The 22,157-nt window shown below is 68.3% G+C and carries 8 protein-coding genes and 1 pseudogene; all 9 read right to left on the reverse strand.

The window, feature by feature from the left end:
* Nucleotides 1-149: 149 nt before the first annotated feature.
* On the reverse strand, nucleotides 150-2,651 hold the full coding sequence (locus M3U25_RS05485; RefSeq protein ID WP_355499319.1) for a methyl-accepting chemotaxis protein: 2,502 nt from the start codon (nucleotides 2,649-2,651) through the stop codon (nucleotides 150-152).
* A 681-nt stretch (nucleotides 2,652-3,332) separates the two neighbouring features.
* Nucleotides 3,333-5,546 (reverse strand): methyl-accepting chemotaxis protein, encoded by a 2,214-nt coding sequence (locus M3U25_RS05490; RefSeq protein WP_355499316.1) that lies wholly within the window; start codon nucleotides 5,544-5,546, stop codon nucleotides 3,333-3,335.
* A 352-nt stretch (nucleotides 5,547-5,898) separates the two neighbouring features.
* Entirely contained in the window at nucleotides 5,899-8,142 is a 2,244-nt protein-coding gene (locus M3U25_RS05495; protein ID WP_355499313.1) for a methyl-accepting chemotaxis protein, read from the reverse strand.
* Between the two features lie 244 nt (nucleotides 8,143-8,386).
* A complete protein-coding gene (locus M3U25_RS05500; RefSeq protein WP_355499310.1) occupies nucleotides 8,387-10,753 on the reverse strand; it encodes a methyl-accepting chemotaxis protein in 2,367 nt (788 codons plus the stop codon).
* 13 nt (nucleotides 10,754-10,766) lie between these two features.
* The gene (locus M3U25_RS05505) at nucleotides 10,767-11,528 is read right to left on the reverse strand and encodes a transporter (protein ID WP_355499307.1); all 762 of its coding nucleotides are present in this window, start codon (nucleotides 11,526-11,528) and stop codon (nucleotides 10,767-10,769) included.
* A gap of 228 nt (nucleotides 11,529-11,756) precedes the next feature.
* A pseudogene (locus tag M3U25_RS05510) lies at nucleotides 11,757-14,401 on the reverse strand (methyl-accepting chemotaxis protein).
* A gap of 353 nt (nucleotides 14,402-14,754) precedes the next feature.
* Nucleotides 14,755-16,995, reverse strand: coding sequence for a methyl-accepting chemotaxis protein (locus M3U25_RS05515; RefSeq protein WP_355499304.1), 2,241 nt, complete (start codon nucleotides 16,993-16,995; stop codon nucleotides 14,755-14,757).
* Between the two features lie 458 nt (nucleotides 16,996-17,453).
* Nucleotides 17,454-19,712, reverse strand: coding sequence for a methyl-accepting chemotaxis protein (locus M3U25_RS05520; protein WP_355499301.1), 2,259 nt, complete (start codon nucleotides 19,710-19,712; stop codon nucleotides 17,454-17,456).
* Nucleotides 19,713-19,858: 146 nt separating this feature from the next.
* Nucleotides 19,859-22,117, reverse strand: coding sequence for a methyl-accepting chemotaxis protein (locus M3U25_RS05525; protein ID WP_355499298.1), 2,259 nt, complete (start codon nucleotides 22,115-22,117; stop codon nucleotides 19,859-19,861).
* Nucleotides 22,118-22,157 lie beyond the last annotated feature (40 nt).

Consider the following 22,157-nt stretch of genomic DNA (forward strand, 5'->3'; position numbering starts at 1 on the left):
AAAAGACGACCGACAGACATGGAAACGCCATGGCCGCGGAAGGCGCCGCGGCCGATCGGTCGTTCGGGGTGTCGCCGCGTGAGCCGCGGTACCGTCGAGCGGGTTGCACAGCGGGCAGGCCGGCGCTCGCCCGGCCTGCGCGTGCCGGCTCAGGCGAGCGCGTGCGACGACCTGTGCGAGGACAACGCTGCCGGCGCGCGCACCGATGCCGATGCTGAGGCCTCCACCTTGAACACCGCCACGGCCTGGCGCAACTGTCCGGCCTGTTCCTCCATCGCGCGTGCGGCGGCGGTGGCTTCCTCCACCAGCGCGGCGTTCTGCTGGGTGCTCTCGTCCATCTGGGTGACGGTGCGGTTGACCTGCTCGATGCCGGACGATTGTTCCTGCGAGGCGACGGCGATCTCGCCCATGATGTCGGTGACGTGCTGCACCGAGGTCACGATCTCCCGCATGGTGCTGCCGGCCTGTCCGACCAGGGCCGCGCCCTCGGCGACCTGCTCGACCGAATCGTCGATCAGGGTCTTGATCTCCTTGGCCGCGTTGGCCGAGCGCTGCGCCAGGGTCCGCACTTCGGTGGCGACCACGGCGAAGCCGCGGCCCTGTTCGCCGGCACGCGCCGCTTCCACCGCCGCGTTCAAGGCCAGGATGTTGGTCTGGAAGGCGATGCCGTCGATCACCGAGATGATGTCGGCGATCTTGCGCGACGCGGCCTCGATGCCGCTCATCTTGTCCGAGACCTGGCTGGCCAGCACGCCGCCCTGCGCGGCCACCGAGGCGGCGCCCGCGGCCAACTGGTTGGCCTGGCGCGCGCGTTCGGCGTTCTGTTTCACGGTGGAGGTCAGTTCCTCCATCGAGGCTGCCGTCTCTTCCAGGCTGGCCGCCTGTTGCTCGGTACGCCGTGACAGGTCGTCGTTGCCGGTGGCGATCTCCGCCGCGGCACCATTGATGCTGCCGGCGGCGGTCTGGATCCGCGACACGATGGCGGCCAGCTGCCCGGTGGTGGCGTTGGCGTCGTCGCGCATGGTGGCGAACACGCCCTGGAACTGGCCCTGCATGCGCGCGGTCAGGTCGCCGGCGGCGATGGCGCGCAACAACGACGACAGCGCCTGCAGATTGTCGTCGGACGTGGCCATCAGCTGGTTGAGGCTGTCGACCATCAGGCGGAAATCGTACTGGAAGCGTTCGGCATCGCCACGCACGCTGAAGTCGCCGGCCGCGGCGGCCCCGGCCAGGTGCTTGATCTCGGTGTTCATCGCGGTCAGGTTGTGCTTGACCGTGTCCATCGTCGCGGTGAGGCGGGCCTTCTCGCCGGGCAGGCGCTCCATGTCCTCGGACAGGTCGCCGATCGCATAGCGGCCCATGATCTGCGCCAAACGCTCGGTGACCGCGATGTGCGCGGCGGCCAGCGTATTGCTGTCGCGGACCATGCGGCCGTAGTCGCCGGGGAAGGCGCTTTCGTCCATGCGGTAGCTGGTCTGACCCAGGTCGTGGCGGCGTGCCATCTCGGTCTGTGCGGCCAGCACCTCGCGCAGTTGTTGCTGCATGCGGTGCATGTCGGCCAGCAGCCGTCCGCTTTCGTCGCGGCTGGGAACCACGATGCGTGCATCCAGGCGGCCCTCGGCGATGTCGGCGGCGACACCCGCGGCACGGCGCACGTTGCGGGTCAGGGTGATCAGGGTATGCACGCACACCGCCGCGATCAGCAGGGTCAGCAGGCCGAGCCCGGCAACGGCGGTCCACATCGCCTGCAGCGAGGCGTCCAGGTGCCGTTGCGACTGGCGCTGCAGCGCCTGCAATGCGGTGGCGCTGAGGCCGTGCAGCGCCTCGTCCCAGCCATGCAGGGCCGCGTTCCAGTGCTGGCCGGCATCGGTACTGCCGCTGTCCAGGGCCTGCGCCAACTGCGGCAGGGCGCGGGCGGCGACGTCCGTTTCGGTGGCGACGGCGCGCGACAGGGCTGGATCCGGCTGCTCGAGCAGGCCCAGGGCCTTCTTCAGCTCATGCTGCAGGCGGGCCTGATCGCGCGCCAGTTCGGCGATCTGCGCGCGCAGCACCGGCGTGTCGGCGCCGGCCTGGGACGGGTCACGCATCGCATCCAGGCGGGTCAGCGTTTCGCTGGTGACCGGGGCGTAGATCAGGCTGCTGACCACCAGGTGGTAGCTCTCCACGTAGGGCGTATAGACCAGTTGGCTGTCGTCGCGCAGCGCGTCCAGCGCGTCGTCGGCCTGGTCTGCAACCGCCACGAAGTCGTTGCGCCTGGCCTGCAAGGTCTGCTGCAACTGCGCCAGCGCCGCCGTGCTGCGCTCGAAGCCGGGCAGGGCCGGGACGGTCCGCTGCAGTTCGCGCAGCGCCCGGTCGGCCGTCGCGCGTGCCTGTGCCGCGTCGGCGGCGCTGCCGACCTGTTCTTCCTGCAGTGCCGCCAGCAAGGTGAGCATCTCGCGCAGCGGCGCGTAGCTGCGCAGTTCGGCGCGGCTGACCTCCACGCCCTCGTTGAGCGTGCGGGTGTACAGCAGCAGGGGAATGACCAGCCCGATCAAGGCCAGGACACCGATCAGGCTGAGCTTGCGCGCAATGGGAAGGTCGTGCCAGACCCGCAGACGGGAGTGGCGTTCGGAGGCGGGCGGAGCGGCGTGGTTCGCAGGATGCGACGTCATTGCGCGGGTCTCTGAGGGAAAGCGAAAGAAGGCAGGTGCCCCGCAGGGAGCGCATGCCAAGGAAAGGCAGGGTGGAACAGGTGGCCGTCGAGGTCGCCTGACCAGCACGTGCGCATGCGATGGATCGGCAGCGCTCGACCGGCTCGGGCAGATCTTTAGCGGCCGCCACGGGCGAAACTTTGAATCTGTGATGGCGGCCGAATTACGCCGCCCTCCGTGTTGCAATACCACCGCGAAGCCAATTGGGCAGCACATACGCGGTGCGCGCCCGCGCGGATGCAGCCGCGCGGCAGGTTTGACGCAATCCGCGCACGGCGACACGCTCCTGCCGCTCCTGGGTCGACGCGAAGCACTGCGGGACGGCGGTGACCGACCGGTGGCGGCCCGCTTGCGTCTGCTCAGGCTCGCCGGCTGCGGACACGGCATGCTGCCGCCGCGAGCGATGCCGGAGCACGCGTTGCTCGCAGGCAGCGTGACGCCATGCACCGGGCACGGCGTCGGGGTGGGAAACGCGGGGAGGTTCCGGAACGGCACGCGATGCGGTGCTCGAAGGGCCGGACAGGCAGTCGCCGGCGGCGGGTATCGACGTCGCCGGCGTTCGATGGGGCCGAAGATGGCCGCAGGTGTCGCGTGTACGGGCGCGCGTGTTGGCCAGGCCGCAGCGGCCTGGCCAGTGTGGCCTCAGAACGTCTGCCAGGCGTCGGCGTTGCTGGCGGCGGCCACGAGCGGACGGTGCGCGGCCGGTTGCGGAGCCGGGCCGGCCTTGCTCGCGACTCGGGGCGCCGGCCGCGCGATCGTGGCGACACGGTCGATCTTGAACAGCGCCACCGCATCGCCCAGTTGCACCGCCTGTTCCTCCATCGAGCGCGCGGCGGCGGTGGCTTCTTCCACCAGCGCGGCGTTCTGCTGGGTGGTCTCGTCCATCTGGGTGACGGTCTGGTTGACCTGTTCGATGCCGGCGGATTGCTCCTGCGAGGCGGCGGCGATCTCGCCCATGATGTCGGTGACGCGCTGCACCGAGGCCACGATCTCCTGCATGGTGCGGCCGGCCTGGTCGACCAGCGTCGAGCCGGTGGCGACGCGGCCGACCGAGTCGTCGATCAGCGTCTTGATCTCCTTGGCGGCGTTGGCCGAGCGCTGGGCGAGGGTGCGCACCTCGCTGGCCACGACCGCGAAGCCGCGCCCCTGCTCGCCGGCGCGCGCCGCTTCCACCGCGGCATTGAGCGCCAGGATATTGGTCTGGAAGGCGATGCCGTCGATGACCGAGATGATGTCGGCGATCCTCTTCGAGGACGCCTCGATGCCGCTCATGGTCTCGACCACCTGGCCGACCACGCTGCCGCCTTGCGAGGCGACCGAGGCGGCACCCACCGCCAGCTGATTGGCCTGGCGTGCGTGTTCGGCGTTCTGCTTCACGGTGGAGGTCAGTTCCTCCATCGACGCCGCCGTTTCTTCCAGGCTGGCGGCCTGCTGCTCGGTACGGCGCGACAGGTCGTCGTTGCCAGCGGCGATCTCGGTGGCGGCGGCATTGATGCTGACCGCCGCGGTCTGGATGCGGCCGACGATGCCGGTCAGCTGGTCGGCGGTGGCGTTGGCGTCGTCGCGCATGGTCGCGAACACCCCGTGGAACTCGCCGTCCATGCGTGCGGTCAGGTCGCCGGCGGCGATGGACTGCAACAGCGCCGACAGCTTGCCGAGATTGCGATCGCTCACCTCCATCATCGCGTTGAGGTCCTGCACCATCAGCCGGAAGTCGTGCTGGAAGTGCGCGGCATCGCCGCGGGCACTGAAGTCGCCGGCCGCGGCCGCCGCGGCCAGGCGCTTGATCTCGGTGTTGATCGCCAGCAGGCTGGCCTTGGCCGCGTCCATCGATTCGTGCAGCACCGCACGGCTGCCGGGCAGGCGGCGCGCGTCGCGGCGCAGGTCGCCGTTGGCGTATTCGTTGAGCACGCCGATGGCGTCGACGATGGCGTCCAGGTGCTCGAACATCATGGTGTTGATGCCCTTGCTGAGCTCGCCGTACACGCCGGGGAAGTCCTGCGGCATGCGGTGGCTGATGTCCTTGTCCGCATGCAGTTCGATCATCAATGCGGTTTCGCTGGAGAAACGCTGCAACTGGGTCTGCATGCGGCCCATCGCGATCAGCAGGCGGCCGGGTTCGTCGCGCGCGGTAGTGCTCACGTCGTTGTCCAGGCGGCCGTCGGCGATCGCTTCGGCGGCGCGGGTGGCGCGGCCCAGCGGCCCGGTCAGGCTGCGGGTGATGGTCCAGCCCAGCAGGCCGCTGACCAACAGGACGGCGAGGCCGCCGGAGATCAGGACGATGCGGCCACGCGTCATCGCCGCCGAGGACGCCGCATAGGCCTCCTTGCTCAGGCGCCGCTGCAGGTCGGCATTGGCGCGGATCGCCGCCTGCTGCTTGTCCATCGCCACCGCGGCATCGCCGAGCAGCAGCGCCTGCGCCTGCGCATTCTGGTCCTTTTCGCCCAGCGCGAGCACCTGATCGTTCAGCTGCATCGAGCGCACGCGCGAGGCCTCGATCGTGTCCATGGCCTGGCGTTCGGCCGGGCTTGCCGGCATGGCCGCCAACGCGTCGTGGGCGGCCTTGAAGCGGGCCCGATTGCCATGCACGATGTTCAGCATCTTCTGGTTGGCCGCGTCGCCGTCGACGATGCTGATGGAGAGCAGGCCCACCTGCACGTTGGTGTTGGCGTCCAGCATTTCGTTGGAAAGCCGCACTTTTTCCATGTTGCCGTTGACGATGCTGTTCAGCTCGCGATGCGCCCTGGCCATGGTCAGCAGGCCCATGGCGACCAGCACGCCGGACAGCAGGATGAGGATGCCGAACGCCATGCTCAGGCGCCGACCGACGTTGTAGCGTTGCAGAAGTGCGTTCATAGCCGACCTTTGGGGGACAGAGGGAAGCCCGGTCGCAAGCGCTGGCAACCAGCGGCTGCGACGCGACCTGGTGGTGCCTTGTCGCACCCTCAATATCGACGTGTCGGTGAGAAGTTGAGCATTCCTCACCGAATTGTTGGCAGCCGGTTAGGAAGCTGTCTGCGTTCCGACTGGTTTCAGTCGGCGAGGGCGGAATCCGACGTGGTTCCGACATGTGCTGGCGCGTAATGCGCCGGCCTATACCTTGCGTATGCGGGCATGTGCATGTGCATGTGGTGCACTGCCTGCACGACGGACATCGGGCAGGCCGCCGCATCCGGTCGCCATGCCCGCGGCATGGCGACCGTGCGACTCAGAACTCCTGCCAGTCGCCGCCGACCGCGACCGCGGCGCGCTTGACGGTCTGCCGCTGTGGACGCGCCGCCACCTTGGCGTCCCGCGGCGCGCTGGCCGCAACGGACGGCACCGGCGCTGGATGTACGCCAGCGGCGGTGCCGCCGATGCTGTCGATCTTGAACAAGGCCACCGTGCTGGTGAGCTGACCGGCCTGCTCCTCCATCGAACGTGCGGCCGCGGTGGCTTCTTCCACCAGCGCGGCGTTCTGCTGGGTGGTCTCGTCCATCTGCACCACGGTCTGGTTGACCTGCTCGATGCCGGCGGACTGTTCCTGCGACGCGGCCGAGATCTCGCCCATGATGTCGGTCACGCGCTGCACCGAGGCCACGATCTCGCTCATGGTGCGGCCGGCCTGGTCGACCAGGACCGAGCCTTCGGCCACGCGCGTGACCGAATCGTCGATCAGGCCCTTGATCTCCTTGGCGGCACTGGCCGAGCGCTGCGCCAGCGTGCGCACTTCGCTGGCGACGACGGCGAAGCCGCGGCCCTGGTCGCCGGCGCGGGCCGCTTCCACCGCGGCGTTGAGCGCCAGGATGTTGGTCTGGAAGGCGATGCCGTCGATGACACTGATGATGTCGGCGATCTTCTTCGATGCCGCCTCGATGCCGCTCATGGTCGCGACCACCTGGCCGACCACGCTGCCGCCTTGCGAGGCGACCGAGGCCGCGCCCACCGCCAACTGGTTGGCCTGGCGCGCGTGCTCGGCGTTCTGCTTGACCGTCGAGGTCAGTTCCTCCATCGACGCGGCGGTTTCTTCGAGGCTGGCGGCCTGCTGCTCGGTGCGGCGCGACAGGTCGTCGTTGCCGGCGGCGATCTCGGTGGCGGCGGCATTGATGCTGACCGCCGCGGTCTGGATGCGACCGACAATGCCGGTCAACTGATCGGCGGTGGCGTTGGCGTCGTCGCGCATGGTGGCGAACACGCCCTGGAACTCGCCTTCCATGCGTGCGGTCAGGTCGCCGGCGGCGATCGACTGCAACAGCGCCGACAGCTTGCCGAGGTTGTGGTCGCTCACTTCCATCATCGCGTTGAGGTCCTGCACCATCAGCCGGAAGTCATGCTGGAAGTACGCGGCATCGCCGCGGGCACTGAAGTCGCCGGCCGCGGCCGCCGCGGCCAGGCGCTTGATCTCGGTGTTGATCGCCAGCAGGCTGGCCTTGGCCGCGTCCATCGATTCGTGCAGTACCGCGCGGCTGCCGGGCAGGCGGCGCGCGTCGCGGCGCAGGTCGCCGTTGGCGTATTCGTTGAGTACGCCGATGGCGTCGACGATGGCGTCCAGGTGCTCGAACATCATGGTGTTGATGCCCTTGCTGAGCTCGCCGTACACGCCCGGGAAATCCTGCGGCATGCGGTGACTGATGTCCTTGTCCGCATGCAGTTCGATCATCAACGTAGTTTCGCCGGAGAAACGCTGCAACTGACGCTGCATCGCATCCATGGCCAGCAGCAGGCGGCCGGGTTCGTCGTGTGCGTTGGTGGCCACGTCGTTGTCCAGGCGCCCGCTGGCGATCGCTTCGGCGGCGCGGGTGGCCCGACCCAGCGGCCCGGTCAGGCTGCGGGTGATCGTCCACGACAGCAGGGCGCTGAGCAGCAGGGTCGCGACGCCACCGGCGATCAGCAGGTTGCGGCCGGTGACCATCGCCTGCGTCGCCTTGGCATGAGCGATCTTCATCTGCGCTTCCTGCAAGGCGACGTTCTCGCGGATCTTGGCCTGCCAGGCCAGCGTGGCTGGGCGCGAGCGTTCGCTCAGGACCGTCTGCGCCTCGGCGTTGCGGTGCGCGGTGGCGAGCGCAATCACTTCATCGTTCATGGCGCGCGCGGTGGTGCGTGCGGCGTCGATGTCGGCGCGCAGTTTCACCGCATCCGCGTTGGCGGGCGGGAACGCCTCCAGTTCGTTGCGCAGTTCGGTGTAGCGCTGGCGCTTGGCCTTGATTTCCGCCAGTGCCTGATCGTTGAGTTCCTCGCGCGTCTCCATCGCCAGCGTGCCGAGCGCGATCAGGATGCTGGAGTTGGCGTCGAGCATGCCGTTGCTGATCCGGCTCTTTTCGACATTCACCTTGACGATGCTGTCCAACTCGGTGCGCGTGCGTGCCATCGACAGCAAGCCGATGGCGACCAGGGCGCAGGACAGCAGGATCAGCAGGCCGAAGGCGCCGCCGAGCCGGCGGCCGACGTTGTAGCGTTGCAGGAAGGAGTTCATTGGTCGACCTCTTCGTTGACGATGTTCCTGGAGCATCCAGGGCCTACTGCGTCCAGACGGGCTCCAGCAGCGCGTGTGCGCGTGGAGCGGCGGGGCGTGGTGGTCAGAAAAGAAGCAAGAAACCAAGTGCCTTTGCTGTTTGACTCTGCAACGCCGTCGCTCGAATGTGATATCGGCGTGACGGCGGATTCCTCGATGCGTCGTTGGTCGTAAGGCGATTCCCGACGCTGTCTAATTCATTTCCTTACGCGGTGAGTGGCTGCCACTGGCTGCCGATCGCGTCGGCGATGGCCTGGGCATTGGCCTGCGGCGCGTGCGCAGCGGCGGTCGTTGCGGTGGCATGGCTGGCTGCGGTCGCGGCAACGCTGCCGGATGCAGGGGTGGCGCTGCGCGCGGCCTGCTGTTCCACCCGGAACACCGCCACCGCATCGCTCAACTGCGCCGCCTGGTCCTCCATCGACCGCGCCGCGGCGGTGGCTTCCTCGACCAGCGCGGCGTTCTGCTGGGTGCTCTCGTCCATCTGGGTGACGGTGCGATTGACCTGCTCGATGCCGGCGGACTGCTCCTGCGAGGCCGCGGAAATCTCGCCCATGATGTCGGTGACCCGGCCCACCGAGGCGACGATCTCCTGCATGGTCTGGCCGGCACGCTGCACCAGCTCCGCGCCTGTGGTGACCCGCTCGACCGAGTCGTCGATCAGGCCCTTGATCTCCTTGGCGGCGTTGGCCGAGCGTTGTGCCAGCACGCGCACCTCGCTGGCGACCACGGCGAAGCCGCGGCCCTGTTCGCCGGCGCGCGCGGCCTCCACCGCCGCGTTCAAGGCCAGGATATTGGTCTGGAAGGCGATGCCGTCGATCACCGAGATGATGTCGGCGATCTTCTTCGATGCGGTTTCGATGCCGCTCATGGTGTCGACCACCTGGCCGACCACGGCGCCGCCCTGCGAGGCGACCGCGGCGGCGCCGGCGGCGAGCTGGTTGGCCTGGCGCGCATGCTCGGCGTTCTGCTTGACCGTGGCGGTGAGCTCCTCCATCGAGGCGGCGGTCTCTTCCAGGCTGGCGGCCTGTTGCTCGGTGCGCTGCGACAGGTCGCTGTTGCCCTGGGCGATCTCGGTGGCGGCGCTGTGGATGTCGCCTGCGGCGCGCTGGATGCGGCCGACGATGTCGGCCAGGCGCTCGGCGGTGCCGTTGGCGTCGTCGCGCATGGTGGCGAAGATGCCCTGGAAGTCGCCGTGCATGCGCGCGCCGAGGTCGCCGTCGGCCAGTGCGCTGAGCAGCCGCGAGACTTCAGCGGTGCTGATCGCGTTGGCGTCGAGCAGGCCGTTGAGTTGCTGCGCCAGCATCAGGAAGAAGCCCTGCTTGCCGGTGCGGTCGATGCGCTGCGACAGGTCGCCGGCGGCGGCGCTGCGCACCACTGCGGCCACTTCCGCCTCCACCCGCGTCTCGGCGGTGCGGTCGCGCCATTCGCAGACGAAGCCCAGGTGCGCGCCCTCGGCGTTGCGGATGGCGGAAATCTCCTGGGCGATGCAGACCTCGCGATAGCGCACCTCGCGCTGCGCCGCGCCCTGTCGGTCCAGCCGTTGATAGATCTCCGCGTCCTGCGAATTGCCCACCTCCAGCAGCGCCACCGACTGGCCCAGCAGCGGTGCGGTGCGGTCGAATGCCGGCGCGCAGGCGCGGATGTCCTCGGCGTGGGTCTGCAGCAAGGTCTGCAGCGCCGTGTTGGCGTAGATGATGGTCAGGTCGGGATCGGCGATGTACATGCCGGTGGAGGCGTTGTCCAGGGCGGTACGGATGCGCAGGTTCTCGGCGGCGACGCTGCGCTCGCGTTCGATGCGCTCGCGCAGTTCGCGCTGCATCCGCGCCAGCGCCGCCATCAGGCTGCGCCCGTGCCTGGCGGCGACCGGGATGGGCTGGTCCAGGCGGCCTTCGGCGATGTGCTGGGCCGCGTCCATCGCCACCCGTGGTTCGCCACCGAGCAGCTGCGCGACCGAGCGCAGGATCCAGGCCGCGGCAGCGCCCAGGCACAGTACGGCGAGCAGCACCGCGCCGGCCTGCTGCCAGGTGGCGCGCCGGCTCTGCTGCTCGGCGGCCTTGCGGCTCTGTTCGTTCAGCGCCAGGATGCTGTCGCTGATCGTATCCATCTCGGTTTCCAGCCGAGCGAACTGCGCGGTGAAGTCCGCATAGGCGGCGCTGCTGTCGCCCTGGGTCTCGGCCAGCGTCACCACCTTGTCGGCGGCGGCGATGTAGCGCTGCAATGCCGGCCCCGCGGCATCCAGTTGCGTGCGGAGGGTCGCGTCCAGCGGCAGCTTTTGGTTGTCGTCCAGCGCCTTGCGGAACTCGCCGGCGTGTTCGCCCAGGGAGGCGCGCGCGGCCTTGACCCCGTCCGCATCCTGCCGCGCCGCCGCCAGCAACGCGGCGGTGACGTCGCCGCGCAGGGCGTCGTGCATCATGTCGGCCTGCATGTGGTTGCGCAGCGCATCCGAGGACGTGACCTGCGCGGCGACCGAGCGCAGCAGGCCTTGTTGCGCGCTGTAGCCGACGCCGCCCAGCGCGAGCAGGGCGAGCACCGCCACTAGCACCAGGATCCCGAGCATATGCATGATTTTCATCGGTGTGGCCCGATCAGAAACGGAAGGACAGGCCCGCGCCGAGCGCGTGGTCCGGCGAACGGTCGTTGAGGCCGCGGCTGTACACCACGTCCAGCTGCACGTCCTGGGTCAGCAGCCAGGCAGAACCGACGTCGAGCAGGGCGACGGTGCCGCCGTCGTCGGCATGCGCGATCTGCGGCAGCGCCAGTTCCACGAACGAGCGGGCGCGGTCGTTCCAGGCCTTGCCCAGCACCACGCCGAAGATGCCGGCGGTGTAACGGTGCCCGCCGTCGCCTTCGTCGCGGATCACGCCGGGCATCATGCCCAGCGAGACGCTGTCGCTGAGTTCCCATTCGGCCACCAGGCGGAACGAGGGGCGTGCCCCGCTGCCGCGCACATCGCGCGCGCCGCTGGGCAGGTCCACGTGCAGCAACCAGGCCAGCGAGGCACCGCCGAGTTCGCTGGCCAAGTGATGCTTGAGGCCCAGCGAAATGTCGGAGAAGCCGGGGACGTCGTCGCCGACCGGGACGTCCACCGTCTGCCAGCCGTCGGTCTCCACACGCAGTTCCCAGGTCGGGCCGATGCCGTAGCGGAACAGGGTCGGGGTGGCGTAGCCATCGACGTCGCCGTCGCGTTCCCAGGCAACGCTGGTTTCCACCTGCAGGCGTCGGTCGCCGACGGTGAGGCTGGATTCGACGAAGTCGGGGCGATCGGTGGCGATCGGTTCGACCTCGGCCTGCGCCAGGCCGGCGAAGCTGCACAAGGTCAGACAACTGGCGATAACGCGTAGCTTCATGGCGGCTCCCGTTGGCGGTTCGGTCGGAACCGGGGGGCCGGGCGCAGTGCGGCCGGCGCCGGGGTACGCGGAGTGCGGCGCCCCGGCATGGCAGTTCCGCTTTCTATATCGACCCTGAATGCACTTTCTTTACGAACGTGACGCCCTAAGCGCTCCGCGTTCGCCACGGCGCCAGGCGGCCGACCGCGAGCGCGCAGGACGCTCGCGGTGGTGGGGATCAGGCGCGGGTCAGAACTCCTGCCACTGCCCGTCGTCCGTCGCCGTGGTGACGCGCGGGACCGTCTTCAACGGGGCCGCAGCCGGTCGCCGAGGCGGTGTCGCCTTTGCCGCGGGAGCGGGCGGCACGGGACGGCGCGCCGGCGCCGGGGCGGCGATCGCCACGGCGGCGGTCTCGAGCTTGAACAGCGCCACCGCCTGGTTGAGCTGGCCGGCCTGGTCCTCCATCGACCGCGCGGCGGCGGTGGCTTCCTCGACCAGTGCCGCGTTCTGCTGGGTGGCCTCGTCCATCTGGGCGATGGTCTGGTTGACCTGCTCGATGCCGGCCGACTGCTCCTGCGAGGCGGCGGAGATCTCGCCCATGATGTCGGTCACGCGCTGCACCGAGGCGACGATGTCCTGCATCGTGGTGCCGGCCTGTTCGACCAGGGCCGAGCCCTCGGCGACGCGCTCGACCGAATCGTCGATCAGGGTCTTGATCTCCTTGGCCGCATTCGACGAACGCTGGGCGAGGGTGCGTACCTCGCTGGCGACCACGGCGAAACCGCGGCCCTGTTCGCCGGCGCGCGCCGCTTCCACCGCCGCGTTCAAGGCCAGGATGTTGGTCTGGAAGGCGATCCCGTCGATGACGCCGATGATGTCGGCGATCTTCTTGGAGGCTGCCTCGATGCCGTCCATGGTGGTGACCACCTGGCCGACCACCGTGCCGCCCTGCGAGGCCACCGATGCCGCGCCCGCGGCCAACTGGTTGGCCTGGCGCGCATGCTCGGCGTTCTGCTTGACGGTGGAGGTCAGCTCTTCCATCGACGCAGCGGTCTCTTCCAGGCTGGCGGCCTGTTGTTCGGTGCGGCGCGAGAGGTCGTCGTTGCCGGCGGCGATCTCGGCCGCGGCGCCGTTGATGCTGATCGCCGCGGTCTGGATGCGCGCGACGATGGCCGCCAGCTGTTCGGCGGTGGCGTTGGCGTCGTCGCGCATGGTGGCGAACACGCCCTGGAAGTCGCCATGCATGCGCGCGGTCAGGTCGCCGGCGGCGATGGCCTTCAACAGCGTGGACAGCGCCTGCAGGTTGCCGTCGGCGGTGGCCATCAGCTGGTTGAGGCTGTCGACCATCAGGCGGAAGTCGTACTGGAAGCGCTCGGCGTCGCCACGCACGCTGAAATCGCCGGCCGCCGCCGCGCCGGCCAGGTGCTTGATCTCGTGGTTCATCGCGGTGAGGTTCTGCTTCACCTTGTCCATGGTCTCGGTGAGCACGGCCTTTTCGCCGGGCAGGCGATCCATGTCCTCGGACAGGTCGCCGATGGCATAGCGGCCCATGATCTGCGCCAGGCGCAGCTTGACCGCGATATGCGAGGCCGCGAGCGCATTGCTGTCGCGGACCATGCGCCCGTAGTCGCCCGGGAAGGCGCTTTCGTCCATGCGGTAGCTGATCTGCCCGGCATCGTGGCGCTCGGCCATCTCCTTCTGCGCGTCGAGCACGGCGCGCAACTGCTGCTGCATGCACTGCAGCGATCCCAGCAACTGCCCCAGTTCGTCGTTACGCGGATACTGGATGCGGCTGTCCAGGCGGCCGGCGGCGACCGCGCTGGACACCTGCACCGCGCTGGCCAACGGCTTGACCACCAGCCGCCGCAGCAGCAGGTACAGGCCGCCGCTGAGCAGCAGCGCGGCGCACAGGCCGACCGCCACGATGGTCCACAGCAGGTTGCGCGCCTGCGCCATCAGCACTGTCTTCGGCACCGCCACGCCCAGCGCGAAGCGCTCCTGGGCCTGGCCGATCTGCAGCGGCACATACACGTCCACGTCGGTGGCGCCGGTCTGCGGATCGACGGTGTCGCGGCTGACGGTCTTGCCCTGGGCGATGTCGGCGAGCAGGGCGCGGGTGGCCGGATCCTGCAGCTTCTTGCCGACCAGCGCAGGATCGCGGTCGGCGACGATGACGCCACCGGGCGAGAGCAGGCGCACGCGGCCCTCGCCGAGCGGGCGCAGCTTGGCCACGCGCTGCTGCAGCGCGGCCAGGCCGAAATCGGTGGTGACCACGCCGAGGAACTTGCCGTCTTCCAGGATCGGCGTGCTGACCGTGGTCATCAGCACCTTCTGTCCGGCGATCTCGTAATCGTAGGGCTCGGCGACGGTCGGCCGCAGCAGCTTGCGCGGATTCAGATACCAGTCGCCGGCGCCGGCCACCTCGTAGTCGTGCAGCGGATCGCGCACGAGTTTCCCGTTCTGCCAGGACCAGTACACCATGTAGCGGCCGCTGGCGTCATGGCCTGCGCTGTTGGCGTAGTCCGCATCCTTGCCGTCCAGCGCCTGCGGTTCCCACAGCGTGCCGATGCCGGTCCAGTCGGGGTGCTGCTGCAGTTCGCGGCGCAGGCTCTCGCTGAACAGGTCGCGCGCCTTGTCCTGGCCGCGCTGGGCGAGCAGGGCATTGGCCAGCGCCTGGTTGGAGACGGCGGATGCGCCGATGGTGTTGCCGATGCGCTCGGATTCCAGGCGCGCGGTGTCGGTCATGCCGACCTTGGCGGAGGCGAGCAGGGCGGAGCTGCTGCGGGCGTAATGATGGCGGCGGTAATGCCGAAGCACAGCAAGGCGATCGCGGCCACGCCTAGCATCAGGCGGGTGGCGACACTGCTTGGGCGTGTGGCGGACGTCGTGGGCATCGCGGTCGTCTCGATGGGAGGAATGGAGCGGTCGCGCGGCGTGGTCCCGGAAAGCGTCTGCTTTTGAGACACGTCAGGCAGAGCACATGCGCGATAGTGCCCTTATCGGCATGGCATCCCAGAAATGTAGTGGCGGTCGTGGTTCACCGCCGGGCGGCCGCACCGGTGCGGACTGCGTGGCCGGGGCCAGGCGCGGGGTCGACTGCGGCGTATGTCGGGCGGAGGTGGGGGGCTCCGGAACGGCGCACTGCAGGGCGGCGCGGCGGCTGGGCGGGCAGGGTGGCAATAAAAAGGCCCCGGGAGCGGTTCGCTCCCGGGGCCGTTGGTGCGAGACGGGCGGCTGGGGGACGCGCTCAGAACTCCTGCCAGCTATCGTCGCCAGCGGCGACCGCGACCGGCCGGGCCGTCGGCCGTACCGAACGCGCGGCGGGCTTGGCCGCCGGCTTAGCGGCCGACCGCGCGACCGCGCGGACCGGCGCGCTGGCCACGGCCGGCTGGACGGCGTGACTGCCGTTCGCCTCGATCTTGAACACGGCCACGGCCTGGCTCAGCTGGCCGGCCTGTTCCTCCATCGACCGCGCCGCCGCGGTGGCTTCTTCCACCAGTGCCGCGTTCTGCTGGGTGGTCTCGTCCATCTGGGTGACGGTCTGGTTGACCTGCTCGATACCGGCCGACTGCTCCTGCGAGGCGGCGGCGATCTCGCCCATGATGTCGGTGACGCGCTGCACCGAGGCCACGATCTCGGTCATGGTCTGGCCGGCCTGGCGGACCAGGGTCGAGCCATTGGCCACCTGGCCCACCGAGGCGTCGATCAGGCCCTTGATCTCCTTGGCGGCGTTGGCCGAGCGCTGGGCGAGGGTGCGCACTTCGCTGGCGACCACGGCGAAACCGCGGCCCTGTTCGCCGGCACGGGCCGCTTCCACCGCCGCGTTGAGCGCCAGGATATTGGTCTGGAAGGCGATGCCGTCGATCACCGAGATGATGTCGCCGATCTTCTTGGACGACGCTTCGATGCCGCTCATGGTCTGCACCACCTGGCCGACCACGTCGCCGCCTTGCGAGGCCACCGAGGCCGCGCCGGCGGCCAACTGGTTGGCCTGACGTGCGTGCTCGGCGTTCTGCTTCACGGTGGAGGTCAGCTCCTCCATCGACGCGGCGGTTTCTTCCAGGCTGGCGGCCTGCTGCTCGGTGCGACGCGACAGGTCGTCGTTGCCGGCGGCAATCTCGCTGGCGGCGCCATTGATGCTGACGGCGGCGGTCTGGATACGCGCGACGATCGCCGCCAGCTGCTCGGCGGTGGCATTGGCGTCGTCGCGCATGGTGGCGAACACGCCCTGGAACTGGCCGTGCATGCGCGCGGTCAGGTCGCCGGCGGAGATGGACTGCAGCAGGGCGGACAGGGCCTGCAGGTTGCCGTCGGCGGTGGCCATCAACTGGTTGAGGCTGTCGACCATCAGGCGGAAGTCGTACTGGAAGCGCTCGGTGTCGCCGCGCACGCTGAAGTCGCCGGCCGCCGCGGCGCCGGCCAGGTGCTTGATCTCGCTGTTCATGGCGGTCAGGTTGCGCTTGACCGTGTCCATGGTCTCGGTCAGCACGGCCTTTTCGCCGGGCAGGCGATCCATGTCCTCGGACAGGTCGCCGATGGCGTAGCGGCCCATGATCTGCGCTAGCCGCTCGGTCACGGCGATGTGCGCGGCAGACAGGGCGTTGCTGTCGCGGACCATGCGCCCGTAGTCGCCGGGGAACACGGTTTCGTCCATACGGAAGCTCATCTGGCCGCCGTCGTGGCGCTTGGCCATGTCGGCCTGCGCGGCGAGCACCGCCTGCAACTGGCTCTGCATCTTGTCCATGCTCAGCAGCAGCACGCCGGCCTCGTCCTTGCTGCGCACGTCGATCGCATTGTCGAGCTTGCCGCGGGCGATGGCGTCGGCCACGCCGATCGCGGTGCCCAGGCGCTTGAGCAGCTGCCGGCGGATCAGGATCGCCATGCCGATCGCGACCACGATCACCAGCAGGTTGCCCAGCAGGATGGCCCACTTGTTCTGCGCACGCACGGTGGTCAGGGTCTCGCTGCGCTTGGCCAGCAGGCCGCGCTCGTCGTCGGCAAATGCTATGAGTAGCGCGCGGATGTCTCGCATTGCCATGTCACGAGAGTTGTTGAACGCCGAATAGATCTCCGTGAGGTCGCTGGACCGATCGCGTAGGGCCATGAGCCGCTGTTGAGACTCGATGAATTGTTGGTAGGAGCGGCGTAACCGTTCCAACCGTTCCTGTTGCTTCGGGTTGTCCACCGTCAACTGCTTGGCCTGGGCGAAGTCCTTCTCGAACGCGGTCTGGCCGTTCCTGAATGGTTCCAGATGGTCCTTCGCACCCGTGAGCAGATAGCCACGGGCGCCTGTCTCGATGGTGACGGTGTCGAGTTGCATCCTGTCGGAAGTAGCCAACACCTTGAACGTATGGTCATTCATATCGGCAGCCTTGTTGAGCGAAGACAAGCTGCTCAGGCTGATCGAGCCGATGATCACCGTGATCAGCACGATGACGGCAAAGCTGAGCGCGAGCCTGGCGGAAAGACTGAGATTTTTGAGCGTCATCGTCGTATTCCTGATGGGTGGAGCAGTGGGGATGGCGTACCCCTTGCCTGAGTCGATGTCCGCGGAGGCGTCGGGCGCTGTCTTATCTATTTCTGCTGTAAATCAAAACCATGAAATTGATAGTGTCCTAACTGCAATAGGCTTTTAAGATTGAAACGATTGGTGCAATTACGAACGTCTTGCTTTGGCGGGTTGATGTCAGAATTCGTTCAAATTTGTAGACAATTTGTGTGAGCAACATCTGTATCGGCATGTGTGCTTCGTTCTTTAAACCCGAATCGCGTGGATTTAGATTGGCTTCACGCTGGCTTCATGCCGTCAGGGATGGCGATCACGCTCCGGCAGGTCCAGCTGCCCGTTGCAATGCTTCGGGCGGGTGCGGATGGGCCAAAAAAAGCCCGGGAGCTGGCGCTCCCGGGCTTTGTTCCTCCGCTACGCTGGGTGCGGGTGAAGCGCGATCAGAACTCCTGCCAATCGCCGCCGCCCGCCACGGCCGCCGTGGCCGCGGCACTGGCCGCCGGCCGGCGTGCGACCGCCTGCGGTGCAGGCATCTTGGCCGGTCGCTTGGCGCTGGCGAGCGCCGGCCGCGGAGCGTCCACTCGGCGGAGGGCCGCCGGTGCCTGCTGGTCGAGCTTGAACAGGGCCACGGCCTGGCTCAGCTGCCCGGCCTGATCCTCCATCGACCGCGCGGCGGCGGTGGCTTCCTCGACCAGGGCGGCGTTCTGCTGGGTGGTCTCGTCCATCTGCATCACGGTCTGGTTGACCTGCTCGATGCCGGCGGACTGCTCCTGCGAGGCCGCCGAGATTTCGCCCATGATGTCGGTGACGCGTTGCACCGAGGTCACGATCTCGGTCATGGTCTTGCCGGCCTGATCGACCAGCGCCGAACCCTGGGTGACGCGGCTGACCGAGTCGTCGATCAAGGTCTTGATCTCCTTGGCGGCGTTGGCCGAGCGCTGGGCGAGGGTGCGCACTTCGGTGGCGACCACCGCAAAACCGCGGCCCTGATCGCCGGCACGCGCCGCTTCGACCGCCGCGTTGAGCGCCAGGATGTTGGTCTGGAAGGCGATGCCGTCGATCACCGAGATGATGTCGGCGATCTTGCGCGAGGAGGCCTCGATGCCGCTCATGGTGTCGACCACCTGGCCGACCACCGCGCCGCCTTGCGAGGCCACCGCGGCCGCGCCCGCGGAGAGCTGATTGGCCTGGCGTGCATGCTCGGCGTTCTGCTTGACCGTGGAGGTCAGTTCCTCCATCGAGGCGGCGGTCTCTTCGAGGCTGGCGGCCTGCTGCTCGGTGCGGCGCGACAGGTCGTCGTTGCCGGTGGCGATCTCGCTGGCGGCGGCGTTGATGCTGACCGCGGCGGTCTGGATGCGCGCGACGATGGCGGCCAACTGCTCGGTGGTTGCATTGGCATCGTCGCGCATGGTCGCGAACACGCCCTGGAAATCGCCGTGCATGCGTGCGGTCAGGTCGCCGGCGGCGATGGCGCGCAGCAAGGACGACAGCGCCTGCAGGTTGCCGTCGGCGGTGGCCATCAACTGGTTGAGGCTCTCGACCATCAGGCGGAAGTCGTACTGGAAGCGCGCGCTATCGCCACGCACGCTGAAGTCGCCGGCCGCTGCGGCACCGGCCAGGTGCTTGATTTCGGTGTTCATCGCGGTCAGGTTGTGCTTGACCGTGTCCATCGTTTCGGTGAGGCGTGCCTTCTCGCCGGGCAGGCGCTCCATGTCCTCGGACAGGTCGCCGATGGCGTAGCGGCCCATGATCTGCGCCAGCCGCTCGGTCACCGCGATGTGCGCGGCGGCCTGCGCGTTGCTGTCGCGGACCATGCGCCCGTAGTCGCCGGGAAACACGCTTTCGTCCATGCGGTAGCTGGTCTGGCCGGCGTCGTGGCGCTGGGCCATCTCCGCCTGCGCGGCGAGCACCGCCTGCAATTGCTGCTGCATGCGTCCCATGGCGTTCAACAGGCGGCCCGTCTCGTCGCGGGCCTCAGTGCGCACGGCATTGTCCATGTGGCCGTTGGCGATGGCTTCGGCGGTCCGCGTGGCCAGGCGCAGCGGCGTGGTCAGGCTGCGGGTGATCGCAAACGCCAGCAGAGAACTGAGCGCCAGCGCCATCAGCGTGCCGGCGATCAACAGCAGCCGGCTGTGGTGCATCGAGCTGAGCGCCTCCTGATAGACCTGGGTGCTTTGGTCTTCCTGCCGACTGACATAGGCACGGATGTCGTTCTGCCAGGCCAGGGTCGCTGGCGCCGCTGCGCGATTGAGCAATGCCACCGCGCCTGCGGTATCGCCCTTTTCGCTCAGCGCCAGGATCTGGTCGTTGATGGTTCTAGCGGCCTTGCGCTTGTCCTCCATCTTCGCGCGCATCGCGCGACCGGTGGCGGTGCTCGACAGGGTGTCGAAGCCGGAGCTGGCCTTCTGGTAGCGAGCGCGCTGTTGCGCGATCTTTTCGAATGCCTGCTGCCTGATGGCGGTGTCGGTCGAGGTGACATAGGTGTTGAGCGCGATCAGCAATGACGAGTTGGCGTCCAGCATCTGGTTGCTGAGGGTGATCTTGACGATGCGGTCCAGCACGATCATGTCCAACTGCTTGCGCGCGCCGGTCATGCCGGATAGCCCGATGGTCACCAGCACCACGGAAAGAAGAATCAGCAGGCCGAATGCCGCCGACAGGCGCACACCGACGTTGTAGCGTTGCAAAAAGCGGGTCACGTTAATCTCCTCGAAAAAGGGCGCCGGCGCGCCAATGCACGTATCGGTACGGGCAGGACGCCCGGGTTGCCGTTGGCGCTGCAGCTGCAGCGTTGCGGCGGCCGTGCAGGAACGGCTGCCGGCCACGGAGCATTGGCGTGCGGCTCTCAGAACTCCTGCCAGTCGTTGGCATTGGCCTCGGCCAGTACGCCGGAACGTACCGGCGCCGGGCGCTGCCTACGTGCCGGTGCGGCTGGCACGAACGGCGCGTTGCGCGCGACAGGATGGGCGAGGCGTGCAGGGGCGACGGCAGCCGGTGCGGCGGCATGGGTGGTGTCCAGTTTGAACACCGCTACCGAATCGCGCAGGTGTCCGGCCTGTTCTTCCATCGAACGTGCGGCGGCCGTGGCTTCTTCCACCAGCGCGGCGTTCTGCTGGGTGGTTTCGTCCATCTGCATCACGGTCTGGTTGACCTGTTCGATGCCGGCGGACTGCTCCTGCGAGGCCGCGGCGATCTCACCCATGATGTCGGTGACGCGCTGTACCGAGGTCACGATCTCCTGCATGGTCTTGCCGGCCTGATCGACCAGGGCCGAACCTTCGGCGACGCGGCCGACCGAATCGTCGATGAGATCCTTGATCTCCTTAGCCGCATGCGAGGAGCGTTGCGCGAGCGTGCGCACTTCGCTGGCCACGACGGCGAAGCCGCGGCCCTGTTCGCCGGCACGCGCCGCTTCCACCGCCGCATTGAGCGCCAGGATGTTGGTCTGGAAGGCGATGCCGTCGATCACCGAGATGATGTCGGCGATCTTCTTCGAGGATGCCTCAATGCCGCTCATGGTCTGCACCACCTGGCCGACCACGTCGCCGCCCTGCGAGGCCACCGAGGCGGCGCCGGCGGCCAATTGGTTGGCCTGGCGGGCATGCTCGGCATTCTGCTTGACCGTGGAGGTCAGTTCCTCCATCGACGCGGCGGTTTCCTCCAGGCTGGCGGCCTGTTGCTCGGTGCGCCGCGACAGGTCGTCGTTGCCGGTGGCGATCTCGCTGGCGGCGGCATTGATGCTGACCGCCGCGGTCTGGATGCGCGCCACGATGGCGGCCAGTTGCTCGGTGGTGGCGTTGGCATCGTCGCGCATGGTCGCGAACACACCCTGGAACTCGCCATGCATGCGGACGGTCAGGTCGCCGGCGGCGATGGACTGCAGCAAGGACGACAGCGCCTGCAGGTTGTCGTCGGCGGTGGCCATCAGCTGATTGAGGCTGTCGACCATCAGGCGGAAGTCGTACTGGAAGCGTAATGCATCGCCACGGACGCTGAAATCACCGGCTGCGGCGGCACCGGCCAGGTGCTTGATCTCGGTATTCATCGCGGTCAGGTTGTGCTTGACCGTGTCCATCGTCTCGGTGAGGCGGGCCTTCTCGCCGGGCAGGCGGTCCATGTCCTCGGACAGGTCGCCGATCGCGTAGCAGCCCATGATCTGCGCCAGGCGCTCGGTTACCGCGATGTGCGCGGCGGCCAGCGCGTTGCTGTCGCGGACCATGCGCCCGTAGTCGCCGGGGAAGGTGCTTTCGTCCATGCGGTAGCTGATCTGGCCGGCGTCGTGGCGCTGCGCCATCTCCGCCTGCGCGGCGAGCACGGCCTGCAACTGCTGCTGCATGCGGCCCATGGCGTTCAACAGGCGGCCGGTTTCGTCGCGCGCCTCGGTGCGCACGGCGTTGTCCATGGCGCCATTGGCGATGGCCTCGGCGGTGCGCGTGGCCAGGCCCAGCGGTGCGGTCAGGCTGCGGGTGATGGTCAGCGCCAGCAAGGCGCTGAGCACCAGGGCCAGCACGGTGCCGCCGATCAGCAGCATGCGGCTACGGTGCATCGCCTCCAGCGCCGCCTGGTAGCCGGCTGCGGCTTGCGACTTCTGTCGACCGGCGAACTCGCGGATTTTGGCCTGCCACGCCAGCGTCGCCGGCAGCGCTTGCTGGTTCAGCATCTCCACCGCCTGGGCGGTGTCGCCTTTTTCGCCCAGTGCGACGATGGCGTCGTTGATCGTCTTCGCGGCGGCGCGCTTGGCGTCCATGTCCGCGCGAATGGCGCGACCGGCGGCGGTGCTGGACAGCGTGTCCATCTTGGCGCGGGCCTCGGCATAGCGCTCGCGCTGCCGTTTGAAGGTGTCCAGCGCCTCTTGCCGCATCGCGGCGTTGGTGGACGTGGTGTAGGTGCTCAGCGCGACCAGGACGGAGGAATTGGCGTCGAGCATCTGGTTGCTGAATTCGATCTTCGCCATGCGGTCCAGCACGATCATGTCCAGGTGCTTGCGCGCCTCGGACATGCCGGACAGCCCGATGATCACCAGGACCACCGAAAGAAGAATCAGCAGGCCGAATGCGGCCGACAGGCGCATCCCGACGTTGTAGCGTTGCAGAAAGCGGATCATATCGATCTCCTTGAAAAGGGAATGCCGCCGCGCCGGTCGG

It is taken from the genome of Xanthomonas sp. PPL134 (genome assembly GCF_040595915.1).
In the GTDB taxonomy this organism is placed as follows: domain Bacteria; phylum Pseudomonadota; class Gammaproteobacteria; order Xanthomonadales; family Xanthomonadaceae; genus Xanthomonas_A; species Xanthomonas_A indica.